The 18,208-nt window shown below is 33.3% G+C and carries 13 protein-coding genes and 2 pseudogenes; 12 read left to right on the top strand and 3 right to left on the bottom strand.

Annotated elements, in window-relative coordinates; translation table 11 throughout:
- Nucleotides 1-50 precede the first annotated feature (50 nt).
- The 12 genes and pseudogenes from OQ292_RS22090 (at nt 51) to tnpC (ending at nt 14,454) form a co-directional block, all read left to right on the top strand.
- Nucleotides 51-1,622, top strand: coding sequence for a BCCT family transporter (locus OQ292_RS22090; RefSeq protein ID WP_284686122.1), 1,572 nt, complete (start codon nt 51-53; stop codon nt 1,620-1,622).
- The gene (locus OQ292_RS22085) at nt 1,619-2,479 is read left to right on the top strand and encodes an adenine nucleotide alpha hydrolase family protein (RefSeq protein WP_284686121.1); all 861 of its coding nucleotides are present in this window, start codon (nt 1,619-1,621) and stop codon (nt 2,477-2,479) included. The genes OQ292_RS22090 and OQ292_RS22085 overlap by 4 nt, the downstream gene beginning before the upstream one ends.
- 264 nt (nt 2,480-2,743) lie before the next feature.
- Nucleotides 2,744-5,596, top strand: a complete 2,853-nt coding sequence (locus tag OQ292_RS22080) for a T9SS type B sorting domain-containing protein (RefSeq protein WP_284686120.1) — start codon at nt 2,744-2,746, stop codon at nt 5,594-5,596.
- A gap of 383 nt (nt 5,597-5,979) precedes the next feature.
- Nucleotides 5,980-8,004: a tetratricopeptide repeat-containing sensor histidine kinase gene (locus tag OQ292_RS22075; RefSeq protein ID WP_284686119.1), complete on the top strand. Its 2,025-nt coding sequence runs from the start codon at nt 5,980-5,982 to the stop codon at nt 8,002-8,004.
- Between the two features lie 14 nt (nt 8,005-8,018).
- The gene (locus tag OQ292_RS22070) at nt 8,019-8,777 is read left to right on the top strand and encodes a LytR/AlgR family response regulator transcription factor (RefSeq protein ID WP_284686118.1); all 759 of its coding nucleotides are present in this window, start codon (nt 8,019-8,021) and stop codon (nt 8,775-8,777) included.
- Between the two features lie 276 nt (nt 8,778-9,053).
- Complete coding sequence (locus OQ292_RS22065; protein ID WP_284686117.1) at nt 9,054-9,965, top strand: DUF6588 family protein; 912 nt, start codon at nt 9,054-9,056, stop codon at nt 9,963-9,965.
- Nucleotides 9,966-9,999: 34 nt separating this feature from the next.
- The gene (locus tag OQ292_RS22060; RefSeq protein ID WP_284686116.1) at nt 10,000-10,593 is read left to right on the top strand and encodes a hypothetical protein; all 594 of its coding nucleotides are present in this window, start codon (nt 10,000-10,002) and stop codon (nt 10,591-10,593) included.
- A gap of 477 nt (nt 10,594-11,070) precedes the next feature.
- Complete coding sequence (locus OQ292_RS22055) at nt 11,071-11,934, top strand: toxin-antitoxin system YwqK family antitoxin (RefSeq protein ID WP_284686115.1); 864 nt, start codon at nt 11,071-11,073, stop codon at nt 11,932-11,934.
- A 220-nt stretch (nt 11,935-12,154) separates the two neighbouring features.
- A complete protein-coding gene (gene tnpA, locus OQ292_RS22050; protein WP_284686114.1) occupies nt 12,155-12,460 on the top strand; it encodes an IS66 family insertion sequence element accessory protein TnpA in 306 nt (101 codons plus the stop codon).
- Nucleotides 12,461-12,530: 70 nt separating this feature from the next.
- A pseudogene (tnpB, locus tag OQ292_RS41135) lies at nt 12,531-12,740 on the top strand (IS66 family insertion sequence element accessory protein TnpB); the annotation flags it as partial.
- Nucleotides 12,741-12,873: 133 nt separating this feature from the next.
- Nucleotides 12,874-13,449 (top strand): IS66 family transposase, encoded by a 576-nt coding sequence (locus tag OQ292_RS22045; protein WP_284686113.1) that lies wholly within the window; start codon nt 12,874-12,876, stop codon nt 13,447-13,449.
- An 18-nt stretch (nt 13,450-13,467) separates the two neighbouring features.
- A pseudogene (gene tnpC, locus OQ292_RS22040) lies at nt 13,468-14,454 on the top strand (IS66 family transposase).
- Here tnpC and OQ292_RS22035 read toward each other — a convergent pair.
- The 3 genes from OQ292_RS22035 to OQ292_RS22025 form a co-directional block, all read right to left on the bottom strand.
- Nucleotides 14,451-14,861, bottom strand: a complete 411-nt coding sequence (locus tag OQ292_RS22035; RefSeq protein ID WP_284686112.1) for a RidA family protein — start codon at nt 14,859-14,861, stop codon at nt 14,451-14,453. The pseudogene tnpC and the gene OQ292_RS22035 overlap by 4 nt on opposite strands.
- Nucleotides 14,862-14,995: 134 nt before the next feature.
- Nucleotides 14,996-15,559 (bottom strand): nucleotidyltransferase family protein, encoded by a 564-nt coding sequence (locus OQ292_RS22030; RefSeq protein WP_284686111.1) that lies wholly within the window; start codon nt 15,557-15,559, stop codon nt 14,996-14,998.
- Nucleotides 15,560-15,810: 251 nt separating this feature from the next.
- Complete coding sequence (locus OQ292_RS22025) at nt 15,811-18,162, bottom strand: GAF domain-containing protein (RefSeq protein WP_284686110.1); 2,352 nt, start codon at nt 18,160-18,162, stop codon at nt 15,811-15,813.
- Between the last annotated feature and the right edge of the window lie 46 nt (nt 18,163-18,208).

Below are 18,208 nucleotides of genomic sequence, written 5' to 3'. Positions count from 1 at the left end.
TGAGAATTTTTTCTCAGGGCTTTTTTTATAAACTATCACAATAAAATACTTTGGAAAAAAAGAAGAATAAGTACTTTGATATTAATCCTCCAGTATTCTTTACATCTGCAGGACTAATAATATTTTTTATCAGTATTACACTGATAGTAGGAAAACCAATGGAAAAGATCTTTAGCAATATTCAAGGTCATATAACTACAAATGCAGGTTGGTTTTTTATTCTTACAATTAACATACTATTAGCAGTTGTGCTCTATTTTGCTTTTAGCAAGTTTGGTAAATTAAAACTTGGAGGTAAAGATACCGAAACTGAGTTTAGCTTTTTTGCATGGTTTGCTATGTTATTTTCCGCTGGAATGGGTATAGGTTTATTATTTTTCAGTGTAGCTGAACCTATTTCAAATTATATAGAGCCACCAGTACCAGTAGATACTGAAGCTGCTAGAGCACACAATGCTTTAGTTTACACCTATTTACATTGGGGCTTGCATGCTTGGGCAATTTATGCCTTAATAGGTTTAGCATTGGCATTTTTCACTTTTAGTAAAAAACTACCACTTTCAATTAGGTCTGTATTTTATCCAATTTTAGGAGATAAAATTCATGGTCCTCTTGGAGATATTATCGATATTTTAAGTGTAGTACCTACGTTATTTGGATTAGCTACTTCTTTGGGCTTTGGTGTACAACAAATTGCATCAGGTTTATCATTTCTATTTGACATACCAAACACAACCAATACGCAGGTTATTTTGATAGGGATTATCACTTTAGCTGCAACAGCTTCGGTTGTACTTGGTCTAGATAAAGGAGTTAGAGTTTTAAGTGAGCTAAATATCAGATTAGGCTTAATATTTTTAGTATTAATGATAATTTTGGGGCCTACTATATTTATTTTCAACGGTTTTATACAAACAACAGGAGGTTATTTCCAAAAAATAGTTCAGATTGGAACATGGGCTGGAACTTATACAGATGGCGAATGGCAACGCAATTGGACTTTGGTATACTGGGCGTGGTGGATTTCTTGGTCTCCATTTGTAGGAATGTTTATAGCCAGAGTCTCAAAAGGAAGAACAATAAGAGAATTTGTACTTGGAGTACTTTTGGTACCATCAATACTTACCCTTTTATGGATGTCTGTTTTTGGAGGTTCTGCACTTTATTTAGAAACCCATAACATAGGTAATGTAGCTGATGCAGTTTCAGATGATATTTCTACTGCATTATTTGTAATGCTTAAAGAATACCCATTATCATTTATAACTAACATTCTGGGGATTTTACTTGTAACTAGCTTCTTTGTTACGTCTTCAGATTCAGGCTCTTTAGTAATAGATAGTATTACTAGTGGAGGCAAATTGGATGCACCAGTTGGACAAAGAATTTTCTGGGCTTTATCAGAAGGAGGAGTTGCTGCAACCTTACTTGTTGGAGGAGGATTGGCAGCATTACAAACTGCTGCTCTAACAACAGGGCTTCCTTTTGCAGTTATCTTGTTAATTATGTGCTATAGCCTCTATAAAGGATTAAAAGAGGAATATGAACGACTACAACGAGAAGAAAAAAGAAAAGATAAAGCATCATATGAAGAAATAATTAGAAAAATTATTGAAAAATGAAAGTATCTACTGAATATACAAAAAAACGAATACTGGTAACACTAGACATGACCTATATAGATAGTGTTTTAATAAACTATTTGGTCTTTTTGAAAGAAAAATTTGATATAGAACACCTGGTTTTCTTTCATAATATTTGGTTTAATAATGCTGAAAATGGTGCTGATATATTAAGTAAATTAGATAAGCCTTTAGTAGATATTTTAGAAGACAAGATAAAAGGAGAAGTAAAAGAATATTTTTCTGAAAGTGAATATTCAATTATTGTTACAGAATCGAATAATTCTGCAAAAGAGATTAAAAATATTCAGAAAGTAGAAAATATCGATCTCACAGTTTTTGGCAAGAAAACATCAGTAGATGATTCAGGTCTGATTATAGAAAGAGTTTTGTATAATAATAGTTTATCTGATATTCTGGTAGTTCCAGAAAATGCATTCCATCAGCTTGAAAATATTTTGGTACCAGTTGAGTTCACAAAAAAATCAGCCAATACCTTAATAAAAAGTAAAGCACTGTCTGAGAAAATACATGCAAGCCTTTATTGCTTACATGTATTTTCTATTTCCAATGTGTATTTCCCTTACTTGCCAATTAAAGATTTGAAAGAACAAACACTCAAAAAGGCTAAATCAGAGTGGGAAAAACATAAAAAGAAATATTTAGAATCGATAGAAATACCTGAAATAGCATTTCATTTCCATGCTAATATGTCAGTTTCAAGAAGTATCTACGAATATGCCATAAAAGAAAAAACAGATATTATCTCAATTCCTGAAGAAACGAGTATTATGAATACTACTCTTTTTCAACTATTAAAAATGAATATGCATTTACCTATTTTAATTATGAAGTAAAGTTTAAGTGTAGCATGGAGATGAGAGAATGTTAAGAAGGTTTTGCAATGTACAAATGGAATTCAACCTCAATAATGTTAAATGTAACGACTAAAATTTAAGAGTTAAATCTGTTGTTGCTTAAAGAATTCATCGTACAATAGTAATTGTGAGGTTAGAGAGTAAATGAATATAAAATTACCTAAAAGTAACTATTTGAATTCCAACTTTACTTCAATTACAAATGTCTTGTATAAAAAATTAATTTGATTAACCTTTTATACATTGAAACATATTCTTACCAACCAGTTTACTTCGCAAAATAAATGGGCAATAAAGGTCTTAATTATCATACTAGGAATTATTTTAGCTAATATTCCAAGTTTAGTCCATGCTACACATATTCGTGCAGGAGATTTAACAGCAGAGAGAATTTCTAGTACAAGTCTTACTTATCGCTTTACTGTATTTTTGTATAGAGATAATGGTGGTGTTCCTCCACAACCTGGTACATTCGAGTTCGGATATTCTTCTGCAGAAGCCGTAATGGTTGAGCCAATCTCTTTAGGATTTATTGATGGCGTGGTGGATAATCAAGGAGATGCTACAGAAATCTTGATGTATCAGGTAGAGCATACCTTCCCTAGCCCCGGTGGTTACAAAGTAAGCTACTACGAGCAGAACAGAAACCCGAGTGTATCTAACATGTTTAACTCTGGTAATACTGCTTTTTATATCGAATCTGTTTTCAGCATTAACCCTGCTTATGGTTTAAACTCTTCACCAGTTCTTTTAATCGCTCCGGTAGATTTAGCAGCAGTTGGTCAGAAATTTATCCATAACCCAGGTGCTTACGATGCTGATGGTGATAGCCTTTCTTACCGTCTTACTGTTTGTAAGCAAGGTAAAGACGAAGACGGCAACCCAATAGAAGTTGTACAATACAGCTATCCAGATGAGTACAGTTACGAAACAGAAGATGGGCAAACGCCTCCAACATTCTCCATAAACCCGATTAATGGTGACCTCATTTGGGATGCACCGGGTGAAGTAGGGGAATATAATGTGGCCTTTTATGTAGATGAGTGGCGAAATGGCCAACAGATCGGTGCTGTAAACCGAGATATGCAGATTATTGTAGTGGATAACCCGAATGATAGGCCAGAGCTAGAAATTCCTAACGATACCTGTATCGTAGCTGGGACTACTTTAGAAGCTATTATTAAAGGTTATGATCTTGATCCAGACCATATAACACTCACTGCAGAAGGTGGTTTATTCTCTGATCCTGATAGTGGAGGCCATACCAATCAGGCTACTTTTGAGGTAACTGGCTTGCAACCACCTAATGGTGAAGAAGAAGGTGTATTCTCTTGGGAAACAACTTGTGATGATATTAGAACTGAACCTTATCAAGCTACTTTTAAAGTAAGGGATGAGCCAGAAGATGGCTATAGCTTGGTGGATATTCAGACTTGGCGAATTACTGTTGTTGGCCCTGCTCCTGAAAATCTTGTGGCAGATGTAGATTTAATTTCTAACTCTGTAGAGCTTAACTGGGATGATTATATCTGTAACATTCCTGGTGCAGCTATGACTATCTGGAGAAGAAGAGGTGCTTTTGATTTTGAACCCGACAATTGTGAAACTGGTCTACCTGCTTACACTGGTTATGAGAAAATTGCTGAGGTAGATGTAGACCAAACTACTTATTTTGACGATAACGAAGGACTCGGACTCGAAAGAGGTGTTACCTACTGCTATAGAATTTATGTCAGCTTCCCATCTCCTAAAGGTGGTGAGAGTTATGCATCTATTGAAGCTTGTGTGTTTATTCCGCAATTGGCTCCATACATTATTGAAACTAGTGTTACTGAAACGTCTAGAACCGATGGGAAAGTAAATGTTACTTGGACAAAACCAATTGGCATTGATGTAGACCAATATCCAAAACCTTGGACTTACAGTCTACTTAGAAATAATGGATTAGAAGGAGATGAAAACACAGTAGAATTAGGAACATTTAGTGAAAATGATACTACATTCCTCGACGAAACAGGTTTAGATACAGAAAGGCTTCCTTACAATTATAAAATTGAGTTCTATTCAGATGGAGCATTAACCGATACTTCTAGCTCTGCATCTACAGTCTTTTTAGAAGCAAACTCAGCACTAGAATCGGTAGTCTTAACTTGGGATGCAGATGTACCTTGGAGCAATGCATCCAGTAAATTCCCTAAACATTATATCTACCGAGAAGAGCCACTAAATTCAGGAGAATATATCTTGTTTGACAGTGTAAACATCTCTAACAATGGATTTACTTATGTAGATGATGGTAATAAGGACGGATTTACGCTAGTAGAAAAAACGGAGTATTGCTATAAAGTCTTAACAGTGGGTACTTATGATAATCCGGACATTAGAGATTCACTCTTGAATATGTCTCAAGAAGCCTGTGCGGTAATCTTGGATACAACAGCTCCTTGCCCACCAATATTAAGTGTTACTGCACCTAACTGCGACGATTTCGAAATTATTCTGGATGACCAAACAGTAGATTGTTCTCCAACAGATACACTCTTCTCCAATACCCTCGAGTGGGAAAATGACTCCAATACTGCTTGCGATCAAGAGATTGAGTCTTACAATGTTTATTATTCTGCTAGAGAAGATGGAGAGTTTGAGTTAATTGCAGAAAATGTATTAAACTTAACCTATTTGCACGATGATATTTCTTCATTAGCAGGCTGCTATGCAGTAACTGCATTAGATGGTACAGGCAACGAAAGTGCATTTAGTAATATAGTTTGTGTAGATAACTGCCCATTCTATCAGCTACCAAATGCTTTTACACCAAATGATGATGGCGTAAATGATGTCTTCAGACCATATAAATGTATCAAGTTTATTAAGTCTGTAGAATTTACAGTTTTTAATAGATGGGGAGAGAAAATGTATGAAAGTAATGATGATATCTATATCAATTGGGAAGGTATAGATAACGATGGTGACCAATTATCATCTGGTATTTACTACTACCATGTAAAACTCCAAACCATCAGACTAAATGAAGACGATGAAGAAGTCAACCTGAAAGGTTGGGTGAAAATAATTGATGGACAAGGACAGAAATAGCTTTAATCGCATACTTCATGTAGAATATTTCAAACGAAATTAACATGAGTATGTAAAAGTCATTTTTAAACTAATCTAAATTCAAAAGTGCTTTTATTCTCACTTGATTTCCCCAACATTGACATTACTATTTCTTAAAATAGTATAGTATCCTTCAACAAAGTACAAGGGCCAATTAATCTTAGTTTTAACTTCATTTTACTAAGATGGCCTTTTGGCTTTATTAATTATTGATTCGTATTTCATGTAACCAATTTCTTGCAAACTTTAAGCAAAAACCGCTTTTATTGGCAAAAACAATATAATTTCGAAGAAATTTGTGTTAAAAATAGATACGGTTTAATCCAATAGAACATACCATAAAGTCACGCTAACTTACTGAAATGCAAAAAAAAGTAACTCTTCTTATTTTTTCTATTTTATTGCTAATATCCAAATCTAGTCCAGCTCAAATTCAATTAAAAATTGACAGTTTAAAGAAAAGTTTGCCAAATGTAACCGGAGAAGAAAAAGTAAGAGTATTAAGAGATTTGTGTTATTATAATGGTACTCTAAATTTTGATAGTGCAGTTTTATATGGAAACCAAGCAATAGCATATGCTAATGAAATAGGCCATAGAGATCAATTAGGGGCAGCCTACGATGATTTAGGTTCAGTTTATGCCCATTCTGGTATGCATGAGAGTGCATTGGACTTATATAAGAAAGCCATTACAATATTTAAAAATACAAATAATCGTAAAAGTGAGGCTTATACCACACACAATTTTGGATATGTTTATTTAGCAAAAGCCGATTATCCCACTGCTCTTAAATACTATTTTAAAGCATTAAAAATGAAATCTGATTTAGATGGAGTAAATACATCATCTACTTTAAATAGTATTGGGCAAGTTTATCGATATGAAAAACAATACGATAAAGCATTAGAATATTATTTTAAAGCACTAGAAAGAGCGCATGAAATAAATAATTTAGATGATATCTCTAATTCATTAAATAATATAGAAATTATTTTTAGAATAAAAGGCGATTTTGATAAAGCATTAGCATTTAGAATGCAAACAATAGAAGTAGATAAAAAAAACAACAACGATTATGGATTAGCTATTGATTATAACAATTTAGGAGAGTTATATGACGATAAAGGTGAGGTGCAAAAAGCGATAATGTATCTTGAAAAATCTTTAGAGTTAAAAGCGGGCTTAAATAGTGAAAAGGGAATTGCTTATACTACTGAAAGGTTGGCAAAGATTTACATGAAATTAAACAATTTAGAGAAGGCATCTTCTTTGGCACAAAAAAGTTTAACAATTGCCAAAGCAGTAGGGGACAGAAACAGGGTATTAAGTATTTATCAAACACTTACAGAAATACATCAAGCGTGGAATAAACCAACACAAGCACTCACATACTATAAGCAATATACACTGGTAAAAGACTCGTTATTTAATAAAGATAAAGAATTAATAATTTCAGATATTGAAACAAAATATCAAATAGTAAAGAAAGATGCTGAAAATGCTCTATTAAAAGCCAAATCTGAACAGCAAAGTGAAACTATAAAACAAAAAAACATTTTAGTTACTGTATCTATTCTTGCCTTTATTATACTATTCATTTTAGCCTTTTTATTATTTAGAGCCTATCAGCAAAAAAACAGGCAAAACTTATTATTGTTAGAACAGAAATCAGAGTTAAGCGAGCTAAACAAAACCAAGAACAGGTTTTTCGGAATTATAGCACATGATTTACGTGGGCCCTTAACGGCATTGCAGGGAATTTCTGGGTTATTATGTTACAATATTAAAAAAGGAAAGCTTGATAACCTCCATCAAATTGCGTTACAGGTAGAAGAATCTGCGCTAAAAGTAAATACACTTCTAGATAACTTGTTAAAGTGGGCATTGAGTCAAGAAGGGTCAATGCCATATAATGCACAGCGTTTGGCGCTTAAACCATTAGTAGACGAAAGTTTATATTATTTTAAAGATATGGCTGCCTCTAAAGATATTAATCTTAATGCAGAAATTTCTAAAGAAGTTCATGTATATGCCGATAAGGATATGCTCTGTACAATTTTGAGAAATCTGATTAATAACAGTATTAAATTCACTAAAAATGGAGGTTCTATCGATTTATTAACTGTAAGTAAAAAAGAAGAAGTTAGAATTGATGTAATTGATAATGGTATTGGAATAGAAGATGAGAAAATACAAAAGCTTTTTGTACTAGATGAAGATAAAAGCACACTAGGAACATGTTCTGAAAAAGGAACAGGTCTTGGACTCGCTCTTGTAGATGATTTTGTACGTATGAATCATGGAAAAATAGATGTAAAAAGCACACCAAACCACGGAAGTGTCTTCTCTATTACATTACTCAGCCGATATTTTAATGAAAACTAAAAGATTAACAGACGATGTCAAGAGTGAAAGTATTTATAATAGAAGATGATTTTATTCATGCTAACCGACTAGAAATGTATTTGTCTGAGATGGGTTATGATTTAGCAGGAATATCTAAAGACGCTGAAAAAGCGATTGAAATGATTAATGATACACAACCAGACTTATTATTAGTAGACATTCATTTATCAGGAGATTTGGATGGTGTTCAAATGGTAGAACAGTTGCAAAATAAAAAGGCTATTCCCACTATATTTATTACTTCGTATCGAGATAAAGACACATTTGAAAGAGCAAAACTGACCGATCCATATGCATATATTTTAAAACCTTATGATAAAGAAACTTTACAGAACGCTATAGATTTAGCTATTTATAAATTTTCTAAAAGAAGTAGTAATACTCAAGATGATACCTCATATAAAGGTTGGTTTGACGACCAATTTATTAAGGAAGAGTTGTTTGTGAAGACGAATAAAAAGCTTATAAAAATAAAATTGAATGAGGTTTTATGTATTGAATCAAAAGATAAAATATGCTTAATTAGTGTGGGCAATAAAGTTATAGAAACCAGAATAACGCTAACAAAATTAGAAGATAAATTAATAAGTAATCATTTCATAAGAATACATCGCTCTTTTATAATCAATAAGAATAAAATTTCACAAGTAGATTTATCTAAAAATGAGGTGCATGTGGGAGGATTTCAAGTGCCTATTGGGAGGGCTTATAAAGAAGCATTTATAAAACATTTATCTCCATTTCTAGATTAATTTGTAAATTTTTCCTGCTTCCTTTAAAGCAAATTAATTTTAATTTCCTACAAAATTGTTGTTTACGCCAATCTTTTGACGTCTACGACAAAAAATAAATGAATAATTATCTCTTTCACGTTTTTTGTCTGAAAAGAAATTCTAAAATCCATATGGGTTTTGGAGGTATCTCAATAGTGGAATTCACATAAAATTCCACTGAAATTAGAGTGCATCCATTAAAAAAATAATAGGTCGCATTTAAACCTAATAAATAATACATGTAACTAATTTAATATGACAAAAAAAACTAAGGTTATACTATTTAACTTACTACTGGCTAGTTCTTTTTTTTTAACTCATTTAGCCTCAGCTCAAAATATTGAAGATTTCTTGCAAAAATACACTTCTGAAAATGGCTCAGGCTATATGCAACCTATGGTTTATGCTTTGGGTGGAAATTTAAATAGTGGGTTTATACACTCAGCTAAAATTCCTGAAAAGAGGCTTCGAGTATCTATCGGCTTAACTGCGATGACAGCCATAATTAAAGATAAGTATAAAACATTTAGTGCAACAACAGATGGAGATTTTAGGCCAGTATCTACTGTAGATGCACCTACTATTTTTGGTAGTACAGAAGGCTCTTCTATAGAAAATGAAGATGGAACTGTATATAATTTTCCGGGTGGCCTTGGAATGAGGTCTTTGCCGTTAGCTGTACCACAAATAAGTGTTGGAGGCCTGTTTGGAACAGAAGTATCACTAAGATATTTTGCTTCAGACCTAAGTGATGACATTGGAGATTTAAACTTGCTTGGTTTAGGAATAAGACATAATGTAAATCAATATATTGATATTTTACCTTTAGATGTTGCAATAGCTTTTTATTGGCAAAATGTAAAGCTCGAAAATTTGCTTGAAGCAAAGACTCACCTCATTGCCTTACAAGGAAGTAAAAAATTTGGTCCACTTACTATATATGGTGGCCCTGGCTACGAAGGTTCGTCATTAGATATTTCTTATACATATAGATCTGGTGATGTAGACGAGATTATTGATATTGAATTGAAAAAAAGCACCTCGCTTAGGTTTACAGCAGGTGTAGCTTTAAATCTTGGACCTGTATATCTACACTCAGATTATAATTTGGGTAAATCAAATACATTGGCAGTGGGTCTTGGTTTCGATATCGGCTCTAAAAAATAATTTACCAACTTATCTATTATAAAATACAATTTTTATGGAGACTATTAAGCAGACATACAAAAACTACCTTTTAATTCCATTTATCGCAGTTTTACTTTTTTCTTGTGATGAAAAAGAATTTGATTTGGTATTAAATTTAGACAATTCTTATACTTTCGAAATTAGCGATGATGGTGTATTTGAAGAAACAAAATACATTACTCCGGAAGATATTCTTGAACAAATTAGCGACGAAGAACTTGATAAAGTTAATGATATAAATATTGAAAGTATCTCAATAAAAATAGTACCTAATGATGGAAATATTTCTAGTAAAGTAAATATTGGCGGTTCACTTATAGACACTGATAGCGAGGCGACGATATTGTATGCTTCTAGAGAAGTAGCTTTTGAAGACTATACAGATTTTACTCCATTATCAGATTTAGACAAAGCAGGTATTACTTTGCTTACATCAAAATTACTAGGTTATATTAAATCTACCGATACTTCTTCATTAACTATTTCTGCATTTGGAACTTCTATTCCAGAGGGAGAGCGCATTGAATTAGATGTAATTGTTAAAATCAGATTTACAGCTAAATATACTGAATCCTTAGAAGTACCATATTTTATAGGTACTGAATGATTAGATTGATGAGTGTTAGTTGCCCTAAATACTGCCATGCTATTAATTTTAGTATGGTAGTTTTTTTAGGTATATAACCGTTTAATAAAATACCTCTATACGGAGATAACGGTGAGCTTTATTATAATAATTATGTAACTGCAATCGATAATAAAAATCAAAATATCCCAAATTTATGAATCAGAATCGTTAAGACTCCATCTATATTCTCCTATTAGTTACTGTTGGAATGAAATTCAATTAATAAATATATTGAATACCCAAAAAGTCTTTTTGAATAAATCTTGATTTTTTTTGGAATTCTTCCAAAAAACCATTTTTAAATAGAAACTTTTGAAAGTTGTTTCAATTCGTTTTATATGCTATTTATACGAATTATTATCGGGCTAACTTTATCAAGCTTTAAGTGATAAGTTTAACTCACTGTTTATATTTGGCCTAAGTCTATAAAACACAATATTATTCTGATTAATTAATATGAAGTCTATTAACAAAGCTGAAATAGAAAAAATAGATATTGAAGGTTGGAAACTTCTTAGAGATACTCCAACAGAAAAGGTGTACCTGAAAGATAATATTGAAAAGCGATTGCAGTATTTTGATAGATATTCTATTGAGGAACATTTTAGAAATGACAAACTTCATGGAATAACTATTGGAAGAATGAACCAAGCATTTTTGCACTACCCCAACGAAAAAAGCACTATATATCTAGTCGAGTATTATGAAAATGGGAAAAGAACTGGGCATCAATTTAACTTTTATGATGATGGTTCAAGAGAAGAGTCTAACTGGCAAGAAAATAAATTACATGGTATTTTAGTCAGTTGGTATGGCAATGGTCAAAAAGAAAAAGAGCAGAACTATATCAAAGGGAAACTAGATGGAAAACAAATGAAATGGTATGAAAATGGTCAACTAAAGGTTCTAGAAAATTTTGCAAAAGGCATTCCTACAGGAGAAAGTTTAAAGTATCTAGAAAACGGAATGTTAAAAAGGAAACAGCTTTATAAGAGTGGAAGGATAGAGGGATTAGTTTATGAATTATGGGATTATAAGGGTAGGGTAATTGATGGCGGTATGTATAGTGAAACGGAATATGAAAAAAATATACCACATGGAAAGGAGACAGTTTATTATCCAAATAAGGTGAAGATGCGTGAAGGAATTAATCAACATGGAAAAGAACAAGGAGAAAGAATTTGGTGGACCCAAAACGGAATTATTTCTATAAAAGAATATTTCAATAATGGAGGACTAGATGGAGAAAGGTATCTCTATGATGAACAAGGAGAACTTGAAAGCATACAGAAATATTCGAATGGTGAACGAATATCTTAAACATGAAAGAGTAGACAACCTGAGTGCAAATGACTCAAGTTGAGCTAATCGACTGCAAGTTTTTTTATCCTTTTTCTATTGTAAATGATGCTGTCAACCCAACGCTAAAATTTCTTGGAAGTTTATGAACTCCAAAAATGGCTCTTGAATGTTGTATCCCTCCATTAAACCAGCCTATTACATTAGAGGGTAATTGCTTTATTTAGTTGTAAAAGAATTTATGTATACTTCTAAAGAAATGTTTCCAGTAGTAGAAGACTGGTTGTCTAGTGGCTTGACTCAAAAAGCATATAGTCTACAACATAATTTACCACTTCATATCTTGCCCTACTGGGTATCTCGATATCGCAAGCGAAAGTCTGAGTCAACTCCAAAAGAAAAATCAGCAAAGTTTATTCCTGTAAATTATGAAAAGCCAATGCTTCAAGGCGTAGAAATAGAATTCCCCAATGGCATCATCCTCCGTTTTTCTCAAGCTGTATCTGCCAGTTATTTGCAACAAGTCTTGAAGCTATGTTCGGATTAAACTCCCAGCAACGCTTTTTTCTATGTGATCAACCGGCAGATATGCGTAAAGGTGCGGACGGCTAGTCTTTGATGGGCTAAGTGGATTAGTAGAAAACTACATGGGACAAAAAATCTATTCAGGAGATGCTTTTATATTCTTGGGAAAACAGCTTGATCGACTGAAGATTCTAGTTTGGGAACCCAGTGGTTTTATTCTCTATTATAAACGGCTTGAGTCTGGTGGCCGGCACCCGGAACATTTAATTTACCCACAAGTAAATCTTCTTCTATTTACCTGAGTTATAGTGAATTTTCTTTACTACTTGATGGCTTGGAAGTGGCAGTTACAAGACGCAGAAAACGCTATGAAAAACCACTAGAATAGTTGTGGAAATCATTGTCTAAATGGCTGCTGAGTGCTATTTTAGAAGCATGGCAGATCAAGATAGCAGCACTCAAATATTAGCGCTTCAACAAGAAAATGCTTTACTAAAGCAAGAGTTAGCAGACAAACAACAACTCTTGGAGCAGGTTGAATCACTTAAAGCTGAGCTATCAGAATTGAAGCGTTTGATCTACGGTAGTAAACGAGAAAGGTTTATCCCTAGTGATACCAATAGTAAGCAGCTCACTTTGCCATTAGATGAAAATGTTCCTGCTGAAACACCTACCAAAGTCAAACAAACCATTAGTTATCAAAGGGCTACTGCTGTCGAAAAGCAGCCACAAGGATCATCTCGCCAGCCATTACCAGCACACTTACCTCGCAAAGAGGTAGTGTTAGAGCCTGAAGTGGATACCACTCACATGCGTAAGATCGGAGAAGAAATTACTGAGGAGCTAGACATGACACCAGCTAAGGTATTTGTTCGTCGTTACATCAGGCCACGTTATGTGAGTAAAGAAGAAGAATTTTATATAGCCAACCTACCAGCGAGACCAATTGAAATCGTTCCACGACGGAGGTATCCCAGGACCTGGATTATTAGCCCATATTCTGGTGGATAAATTTTGCCATCACTTGCAGTGCGCCATCTACCTTTTTACAGACAACAAAAAAGGTTTAACCAGTTAGGGATAAAGATTGCTCCTAGTACTTTAGGTAACTGGTTAAAGCCAGCTTGCCAGTTACTAGACCCTTTATATGAGGCATTGAGGTTTGAGGTATTGAATAATAATTACCTGCAAGTTGATGAAAGCCCAATTAAGGTGTTAGATGATACCAAAAAAGGAAAGACTCACCGAGGTTACTACTGGCAGGCACTCCTGTGGGTGTACTATTCTCCAGAGCAACAGGTTGTTTTGTTTGATTACCAAAAAGGCAGATCTAGATAAGGTCCAGTCAATACGCTACAAGGTTATGAAGGCTATATCCAAACAGATGGGTACAAAGTCTATGATCAACTCCTTGAAGAAGAAGGGATGAACATCATCCTTGTTGGATGCATGGCACACGTACGTCGCTACTTCGAGAAAGCTTTGGATAACGATGAATCCAGAGCCAAACATGCCTTGCTATTATTCCAGCAATTGTATGCTATTGAACGTGAGGCAAGAGACAACGAGCTAGATGCCTTGCAACGATATGAACTTAGGCAAGAAAAATCTCGTCCAATCATGGATTTGTTGGGACAATGGATCGTGGATGAGTACCCTAAAGTATTGCCGAAATCTAGCATAGGTAAAGCCATGCATTATCTGGCAGAAAGGTATAATAAGCTGTATGTATATCTCAATGATGGTAGACTTGAGCTTGATAATAATTTAGTTGAAAACAATATCAGGCCAATTGCTATCGGCCGGAAAAACTATTTGTTTGCTGGGTCACATGAAGCAACACAAAGAGCAGCTATAATGTACAGCATATTAGGCAGTTGTAAATTACATCAAATCAATCCATACGAGTATCTGCAAGATATATTTGAGAGACTTCCAGAGCATCCCATCAACAAAATAAATGAGTTGCTACCACAAAACTGGAAAACAAGGACTAATAAATACTCTTATTTTTAGCAAGAGCTACTTGGTGGGGTGGATACTGAATGTTTGCCTTTATCTTCTAAAATTTTGACGAATAAATCAGATGCTCCATTAACAACTTTAGGTGAATCATCCCAGTTTTCACCTGATTGGAAGTAAGCGTCTATATGATTCACACCGATAACTTTTTCGAAGCCGACTTTCTTGTTGATCTGAGCTAAAACATTCAAAGCACAAAGTTCCATTGCTTTATAGCCATCTTCAGTATTGAGGCTATCACCCAAACGTCCTTGGTAAAGGTATTCTGCATTTAAAATGGGGAATTGAATTGCTATGTATGCTATGTTCTCTCGAATATTTACTGAAACATAGCTGCCTCCTGGCGTTGATATATTTGGTAGTGTATATTCGAATTTGGCTAAATTTTCTTTAGGTGTCATAATCTATATTTTATTAATCTAATGGTTAGTATAAAAAATAATGTGGTTTTGAGCTTTAAGATTCTACTAAGGAAAATTTGATAGACCAAAAGAGCACAATCTTTAAATTTATGGAATAAAATTATGCATTATTTTTATACACATTTATGACAAGTTTTTATTTCTAGCTTAGGCCATTTTTCTTTCCATCTTTTATTCTCAATTCTAGTTTTGTAAATATTCAAATCAAATTTAGGTGTCGGTTTTACTAAAAGGTTGAATAAATCGTCCAAGCCATAAGGTGCTAAATATTCAATGTTATTATTGAAATTCAACCTTACAGCAACCGAGGTTGCCGTTTCGGGCCAAAACGAAATAGCATCATTACAATCTGAGTATTGTTTGTCTCCATTTCTGATGTGCATTCTTGATTGGTTTTTTACTGACCATTTCAAATTCGGATTATGCTTTATAAGTTTTTCCTCTATTTGTAAGTCATATTCTTTAGATGAGTTTGAACTGTCAAAGTGTATTATATCAATATCGTTAAGTTCTGTTCTAACTTTATGGTGCTTTTCATCCCAAATTTTGTTTCTCACAAAGCCAGCTCCAATCCAACAATCATTTAGCTTTAAATCTCTAACAATTTTCAAAATGTTAACCATCCATTCGTCTCTTTCAATTTTTTCTATGAGTTCATTTCCTAATTTTGGGTTCATTTTGAGTGAGAGGTTATAATGGTTTGTGTAAAAAATTTGATCAAATAAAAATAGGTGACTTATGGTGAAATTAGGAGGTACAACTAATGAATATTAAAACAAAATAAAGAGGCACATTATCTCTCTCATTGAATTATAGAAATGTGTAGGGTTATTTATGAGAACAGGTTGGAAAGTAAACACTAATTAAAGTCAAAGACTTTAATTTTATTTAAGATAAAGTTTTCTTGCTCTAAGTTTTTATAATCAACCTAATTTATATTGCCTCTTTGCATTTCTGTAATAAGTTCGTCTACCGTAATCGGATTGTTGTAAACAACTTCGGCCCTCAATGCTCGCAAACCGTGTACTCCTTGTAAATCTTCTAGTGCCAAATCTTCTATTTCTTCTTTTACATAGCCTTTTTGTGAAAGGTAATGTAAATAAGTAAGGTATTCTTTAGCATCTTGCTCCTGTGAGTATACAATAACAATTTTGCCGGGGCTAGTTATACGCTCATTGGTATCTTTTATATGGGCTTTATCTACACGTTTTTTGATAATTTCATATCTGGCATTGTATGCACCTTCTACATCGAATTTTTTTTCATCCATTCTGAAGTGGACAGATATAGGTGTATTGTAAACTAAAACAAGCGAGGCAATTTCAATAGTTGTATCTAACTCTTTTTGTATTTTTTTAAATTCGAGTTCCATTTCACACATTACTATTAACTGCCATAATCTAAGATTACGGAGGTAAATATCGTCAAATTCCTTATTTTTCGTAATAGACTGGCCAATGTAAATATTGTATTCAATGCCATCAGTCTTGTACCTCTCAAAATAATGCGGAAAAGCCTTTTGCGCTTCAGTTTGTTTATTATCTATGAAAGACGCTAACCTTTGGTTGATATAATTTACGCTACTATCGTACTTTTTACGCTCCTCGTATACAGTTTGTAAACTCGGGTCTAAAAATGATCTATATTCTTCTATTTGCTCTTTTAATTTTGAGTCAATCTTTTCGAAATATTCAAAAACAGGATAAATATCCGATTTCAAAAAGTTCAAAATTTTATGTTCACTACCAGCGGCCAATTCTAGGTGTAATTCTTTAATGTAAGTATCTGTTCTACAAATGAGTTCATCAAAAATTGTCATGTCAGTTTGTTTGGATATTGATGAGAGTATTTTCTTTACCTCTCCTAATTGTTTACATAGATCAGTGCTTACAGCTTTGTTTCTTCTACTAGATGAGCCTTTTATATCCATTTGGGCATACAAAGGATATAAATTATTGAATATTATGTCTTTAAATACAGGTTGTTCACCATTATATCTTTTAAACATGAACTGCTTGGCTTCTTCTTCAAATCGCCATTTAACAGCAGGGTGAATAGTTGTACACTCTTGCTGTATAATAGCTTCTATCAGGTTTTGTGCTTCTGTTTTAAATCTTTTTTGAGCCATAGCAAGCATAGGTAATACTTTTTCAAGTGACTTAAGGGAACCTTGGTGTAGGTCATAAGTATTTTTTGAACCTATCTCGATATAACCTAAAAATTCATCGTCGTGAACTAGTGGAATAACCATGTAGCTTTTTATATCAGAAGCCATTAACCTGTTAGATAATCCACTCTGCATTGTATTGTGAAATTTATCAACATTGGTGATAATGAGAGGTTGTTTATTTTCAATTAACTTCCCATAAGAATAGTTACAAAGTTCTGTGCTGCAATTGAGCATATTACCTTTATCTAGTAAAATACTGTACATACCTTCCTTTTTAAATGTAACTAATTGATCACCTTCTAATAAAAGAACCCCAATAGATAAAGCAGCATTATTAAATATTTTTCTGATACCCCACTGTATTTTTTCAAAAGAATCGTGTGTTTTAACAATCAGGTTAGAAGTAATGGCTCCAATAGCTTGTTCTGTGGTCATATCCATTAAATTAACAATGTTGATGCCTCTTAAAATCCAGCTATTTGGTGGAAATTTTTTCTTCCAAAGTTCTATATCCTCAAAATTGTTAATCAGTTCTTCAAAGTCTTCATCGGTAATGTCTACAGCTTTGTCAGTAGGAATAAACTCACACATATCTGCATTAATCAGCATTTTAAAGGTGCGAATAAGTCCTTGTTGTTCATTTAAAATTTCGAACATTTGAGAGCCACTGCCATTTACTGGATAACCGTAATATTTGCCCAGAATAAAATTGCAACAAAACAAATAGAACTCATTTTTACTTATATTTTTAAAAGTAAATGAGAACGGCTTTCCAGAAGCTTTTATAATGCTATCAAAGCGTTTAGAGGTAATTAAGGGTTTAAAATAAAAGGGCGGAGCCAGTATTTTTATCTCATTAGTAGATAACACTTCTGGGAATAATAATTTGCCTAAGAGTTGAATGCCCTCATTATATTTATCGAAATCCTCTTCATTAGTTATTCCATCTTTCAGTGCCGGATATTTTCCAACTACCTGCAATATGTTTTTAGCATGAGCAGCTTCTATGTCATTACTACTTTCAGCTTGATTTTCTAGGTTTTCAATCAGCTTAACAAAGCTCAATTGCATTATTGCAGGAAATTCGATTTCTTGTCCGTTGTAAATCATTTCGATTTAATGTTTAGTAATGTACTTAACTAAAGTTAGCTGATTT

The sequence above is a fragment of the Chondrinema litorale genome (genome assembly GCF_026250525.1).
Classification (GTDB): Bacteria; Bacteroidota; Bacteroidia; order Cytophagales; family Flammeovirgaceae; genus Chondrinema; species Chondrinema litorale.
Note: the sequence above shows the minus strand (reverse complement) of the source record. Positions and strands in the feature narration are given on the sequence as shown.

Coding starts and splice junctions, on each gene's coding strand:
- OQ292_RS22025 (WP_284686110.1), bottom strand. CDS start 18,162: ATGATTTACAACGGACAAGAAATCGAATTTCCTGCAATAATGCAATTG.
- tnpA (WP_284686114.1), top strand. CDS start 12,155: ATGTATACTTCTAAAGAAATGTTTCCAGTAGTAGAAGACTGGTTGTCT.
- OQ292_RS22070 (WP_284686118.1), top strand. CDS start 8,019: ATGTCAAGAGTGAAAGTATTTATAATAGAAGATGATTTTATTCATGCT.
- OQ292_RS22060 (WP_284686116.1), top strand. CDS start 10,000: ATGGAGACTATTAAGCAGACATACAAAAACTACCTTTTAATTCCATTT.
- OQ292_RS22065 (WP_284686117.1), top strand. CDS start 9,054: ATGACAAAAAAAACTAAGGTTATACTATTTAACTTACTACTGGCTAGT.
- OQ292_RS22045 (WP_284686113.1), top strand. CDS start 12,874: ATGGCAGATCAAGATAGCAGCACTCAAATATTAGCGCTTCAACAAGAA.
- OQ292_RS22085 (WP_284686121.1), top strand. CDS start 1,619: ATGAAAGTATCTACTGAATATACAAAAAAACGAATACTGGTAACACTA.
- OQ292_RS22075 (WP_284686119.1), top strand. CDS start 5,980: ATGCAAAAAAAAGTAACTCTTCTTATTTTTTCTATTTTATTGCTAATA.
- OQ292_RS22055 (WP_284686115.1), top strand. CDS start 11,071: ATGAAGTCTATTAACAAAGCTGAAATAGAAAAAATAGATATTGAAGGT.
- OQ292_RS22030 (WP_284686111.1), bottom strand. CDS start 15,559: ATGAACCCAAAATTAGGAAATGAACTCATAGAAAAAATTGAAAGAGAC.
- OQ292_RS22035 (WP_284686112.1), bottom strand. CDS start 14,861: ATGACACCTAAAGAAAATTTAGCCAAATTCGAATATACACTACCAAAT.